Source organism: Bdellovibrionota bacterium, assembly GCA_035292885.1.
GTDB lineage: Bacteria > Bdellovibrionota_G > JALEGL01 > JALEGL01 > DATDPG01 > DATDPG01.
In genome coordinates this window covers 1-4,952 of record DATDPG010000122.1, presented here as the reverse complement: position 1 = coordinate 4,952, position 4,952 = coordinate 1, and the positions used below count along the sequence as shown (strand labels likewise).

The window sequence follows — 4,952 nt, the reverse complement described above, 5'->3', positions numbered from 1 at the left end:
CGAATCCATGAGTTCAACGGAGCCGAATTTTACCGATCGGATTCTCCGCACGATGTCGGTTTCCGGGTCGGAGGATTTTGATCGCCTGGCCCTCGATCTGTTCGCCGATCAATTCGAAAACATTCCCATTTATCAGGCATTCTGCCGACGGCGTGGAATCACTCCAACGTCCGTGAAACGGATCCATGATATTCCCTTTTTCCCGACGCTTGGATTTCGTTACGGCCGAATCGCTTCATTTCCGCCGGAAGCGACGATCGCGACATTTCGGACCACCGGAACGACAGACGAAAAACGTGGATCACATGAATACAGCGCTTTCAATCTCTATGAAGAAGCTTCACTCCGTTCGTTTGAAACCCTTACGCCTGTTCGCGCAGCCGGAATCGCCCTTCTCTCTCTCGTTCCTGCGACTCAAGAAAAACCGGACTCTTCCCTGGCTTATATGGTTTCGCGTTTGGGAGAACGATGCTTTTCAACGTCGGTTTCGGCCTTTCAAGATGGTTGTATCGATCTGAAAGCGGCGGAGCAAGCTTGCCGTAAAGCCGTAGAGCAAAATCGTCCTCTCTTCATAGCAAGCACAACGACGGCGCTTGCCGATTGGCTCGCGCATCTGCAACAAAACAATCGAACCCTGAAACTTCTGGCCGGCAGTCAGATCTTTGAAACCGGCGGACGAAAAGGGAAGCGTAATCTCCCCAACGAAAAGGATTTGGCGCAGCTTGCGTATGAATTTCTAAGTATTTCCGAGGAAAACTTCCTGGGTGAATACGGGATGACCGAACTTACCTCCTCCGCCTGGGGACGCCCGAGGTCGGGCCGAATGATCTATCGGTTTCCGAGTTGGTGCCCGGTGTTTGTTTTGGACCCGGGCACGCTTCAGCCGGTGACTAAGGGAGAGGAAGGGATGATCGCCGTTTTTGATTCGGCCAATCATGGATCCGTTTCGGCCATCCTCACCGGGGATTGGGGGCTAGCGAACGCCGAGGGTTTCGAGATCCTCGGGCGGGCTTCGGAATCCGAACTTCGCGGCTGTTCCCTCTTGGTATCTTCGTCTCCGACCGCATCGTTGAATCGTCGAAAAGATCAGGCAGGCTTAGGTACATTAAAGACGACTCTGCGATCCAGTTCTGAGTTGCCGTTCGAACGAACGCTGCTTTCCCTATCCGAATTGACCGCTCGGTGGAGTTCCGCCGATTTACCGGAGCGAAGATCTTTTGAAAAAGAATTTCAGTTGCAGTCGGGTTGGGCGCCCGGTGGCATCACCGAAGGCCTGAATCGAACGTTTGACGCTCTCCGTTCCCCGCTCCTCCGGGATGCCGCCGAGGAAACGTGGCCAGGAGGCAGGCCTTGGCGGTCGGGCCGACTGGCCGTTCAAGTCTACGCGGGAAATTTACCCGTCACGGGTGTATTCGGATTTTATGCTTCGCTTTTGGCCGGAATTCCGGCGATCCATCGAGTCTCCTCCCGAGGCGGGAACCTGCTGGCCTGCCTTCATAAATCTTTGCGAAACATTGACCATCAATTGGCCCAGCAAGCGGCCGTCGTCGAAACCGCTTCCGACGACGATTCGGAAACGGAATTCCTTTTCTCCCAAGCAACGCTTATTGCGGCGCAGGGTTCGGATGCCACACTCGATCGCTTGAAAAAATGGGTTCCGCCGGGCGTCCCCTTTGTCGAATATGGACCGCGACTTAGTTTCGGAATTGTTCCGGCGGAAATTGATTTGTCCGACGAAGAGAGCGCAGCCTTTGTCGAAGACATTTTCATTTGGGAACAGATGGGCTGCCGGTCCCCCCAGCTTCTATTCTTTCTGGATCCATCACCGGCTCGGTTGGCCACCGCCGTCGATCGGCTTCAAACCGCTGCAGGTAAACTTGCGAAACGATGGCGCCGGAATGCAATACCTCGAAACCTCGGCCAGGTTGTTTGGCGGCAACTCGAAAACGAATTCGATCCGGTCGACGTGAATCGGTTTCACATGCATCCGCAACTTACCGCGGCCGTGATGAAAAGGCCGGAGCCTCGCTGGTTCTCGACGCCTGGATTTCTACAATTGATCGGTGTGAAGACGTTTGGGGAGGTTCGGTCCTTCTTGAAGCCGTTCTCAAAGATGTTGGGGAGCTGCGCATTGCCGCATTCGGCCTTCAACACATCGACTTTTCGTGACGTCCGAGAGCGGCTCTCCGTGGAAGAGGTCTCTCCTTTCGGACGACTTCAATCGCCGCCCTTTACCTGGCGCCAGAACGGCCACGATCGCCTCCGTTCTCTCCAGCCGTAGGGCTTCCGTTCTTTACAAGGCTTAAGCCACAGGCTATGGAACTCGCCCATGATTCCTAGGCTTCGATGGCCCGCCCTCCTTTCTTTGTTCGGTACGCTCGCCGTTGCCTCGATCGCTTCCGCACAAACCGTCGTGGAATTGAAGCTGGACGGCACGATCCACACAGGAACCGTATCCGTCCTGGAGCGAGCCTTATCCGAAGCGAAGGAGACCAAAGCGGAGGCGCTTCTGATTGAAATGGACACCCCCGGCGGTCTCCTCGACGCCACTCGGGACATCGTGAAGCTTTTCCTGAATACGAACGTCCCCATTATCGTTTACGTGGCCCCCAGCGGTTCGCACGCCGGCTCCGCGGGAACGTTCATTACGATGGCCGCTCATATCGCTGCGATGGCCCCCGGCACGAACATCGGAGCCGCTCATCCCATCTCCGCCACGGGCGACGATCCGGAAAAATCGGGCGGGAAGCATTTGGCGAGAAAAGTGGAGGAGGACACCCGAGCGTTTATCGAGACGATCGCGAAACAACGGAATCGCAACGTCGAATGGGCAAAGAAGGCGGTTCTCGAAAGTTCCGCCATCGACGAAACCGAAGCGCTCAAGCTCAAGGTCATCGACCTGATCGCCAAGAACAAGGAGGATCTGCTCAAGCAAATCGACGGCCGAAAGGTCACCTTAGCGGAAGGCACTCACACGCTGAAAACGAACGGCGCCAAGATCGTCCCTTTAAATCTCGATTTCTATACAAAACTTAAGAACTGGCTGGCGAATCCGACAATCATGTTCTTGTTGATCTTAATCGCCGGAATGGGCCTCTACATCGAAATGTCTCACCCCGGTCTGATCCTGCCCGCCGTGACCGGTGGAATCGCCATCCTCCTTCTCATGATCGCAACCAGCGTGCTGCCGCTCTCGGTGCTCGGCGTAGGTCTTGTGATTTTGGGATTCGTTTTGCTGCTCTTAGAACTTTACGTCACGTCGTTCGGGCTGCTCGCCGTGGGCGGGATTATATCGTTCGTGATCGGAGCGGTGCTTCTGTTCGATCCGGCACAGACGGATCTTCGGGTTCCTCGCAGCATCATCGTCAGTGCGTCGCTCGCGATCGGCACCATCGCCCTCTTGATCGGGATCGCGCTGCGGGGGACGTTCGCGTCCCGGCAAACGGCCGGGGCGGAGGGGCTGACCGGAACGCAAGCGGTGGTGGACCAAGCCTTGGGACCGGGGAGAGACGGCCGAATCTTCGTCAACGGGGAATACTGGACGGCCACGTCAAACGAAGAACTCAATGTCGGCGACAAAGTTGAAATCATTAAAACGACGGGCCTACTGGCTCACGTGAAACGAACAAACGCATAAAGGAGAAATCGAATGCCCTTCAATCTTGGATCCGGAATTTACATTTTGGCCGTAGCGCTGTTCTTGTTGAGCGGCGTCCGAATCATCATGGAATACGAGCGCGGCGTCGTTTTTCGATTCGGCCGAGTTCGAAAGACGAAATTGGCCGGGCTTCGCTGGATCATTCCTCAGATCGACAAAATGATGAAAATCAGTTTGCGAACGATCGCGTTCGACGTCCCGCCGCAAGACGTGATCACGAAGGACAACGTTTCCATAAAAGTCAACGCGGTCGTCTATTTTCGAGTGGTTGAACCGGAAAAAGCGATCGTTCAGGTGGAGGATTATCTCTATGCCACAAGTCAACTGGCGCAGACCACGCTCCGCTCCATCTTGGGCCAGCACGACCTCGATCAATTGCTGAGCGAACGGGACAAAATCAACCGTGAGCTTCAGATCATTCTCGACAAACAGACCGACATTTGGGGCATCAAAGTGAGCCTGGTGGAGGTCAAGCACATCGATCTTCCGGAAGAAATGCGCCGGGCCATGGCGAAACAGGCGGAAGCCGAACGGGAGCGGCGGGCGAAAGTCATCGCGGCCGAAGGAGAATTTCAAGCCTCCGCCAAACTCACCGAAGCTGCGGATGTCATGCAAAGAAACCCGGTAGCCCTGCAGCTGCGGTATCTTCAGACGTTGGTGGAAATTGCCGCCGAAAAGAACTCGACGACCATTTTCCCGCTTCCAATCGATCTGATTAAAATGTTCCTTGATGCAAAGAAATAACGCAAGCGGCCAAGCCTCTAGACAGAAAGCTTCCGTGTTCCTATATTGACGGTCGATATGAACGTGCTTCGAACCACATTCTTGATGGCGTTACTGACCGTCCTGTTCGTCTATGTGGGCCGGGCTCTTGGCGGGCAGCAAGGGATGGTCATGGCCTTCGGCTTCGCCGTCGTTATGAATTTCTTTTCCTATTGGTTCAGCGACAAGATTGTCTTGGCGATGTACCACGCCAAAGAAGTCACGGAAGCGGAGGCTCCGGAGCTTTATTCAATCATTCGAGGCCTCGTAACCAAAGCAAGCCTTTCGATGCCTCGCGTTTACATTATTCCGAATCCAACGCCGAACGCATTTGCGACGGGTCGGAATCCGAAGCATGGCGTCGTGGCTGTGACGCAAGGGATTTTGCAGCTTCTAGTGTCCTGAGTCAGTGAATTCGCGATAGTTCTTTTCATGTATGAGCCTGGAGAGTGCCGGAGGCGTAGCGGGCGATTTTCTCCAGGATCTGATCGGCGGTCTTGGTCCAAACAAAGGGTTGAGGCGCTTTGTTGGA

At 54.9% G+C, this 4,952-nt stretch carries 4 protein-coding genes; all 4 read left to right on the top strand.

Annotation, left to right across the window (positions count from 1 at the left end):
* A partial coding sequence (locus VI895_09565; protein HLG20044.1) for an acyl-CoA reductase occupies positions 1 to 2,281 on the top strand: 2,281 nt, incomplete at its 5' end.
* Between the two features lie 48 nt (positions 2,282 to 2,329).
* A complete protein-coding gene (locus tag VI895_09560) occupies positions 2,330 to 3,637 on the top strand; it encodes a nodulation protein NfeD (GenBank protein HLG20043.1) in 1,308 nt (435 codons plus the stop codon).
* A gap of 12 nt (positions 3,638 to 3,649) precedes the next feature.
* Entirely contained in the window at positions 3,650 to 4,402 is a 753-nt protein-coding gene (locus VI895_09555; GenBank protein HLG20042.1) for a slipin family protein, read from the top strand.
* A 45-nt stretch (positions 4,403 to 4,447) separates the two neighbouring features.
* Positions 4,448 to 4,825 (top strand): M48 family metalloprotease, encoded by a 378-nt coding sequence (locus VI895_09550; GenBank protein HLG20041.1) that lies wholly within the window; start codon positions 4,448 to 4,450, stop codon positions 4,823 to 4,825.
* The last annotated feature ends 127 nt before the right edge of the window (positions 4,826 to 4,952 follow it).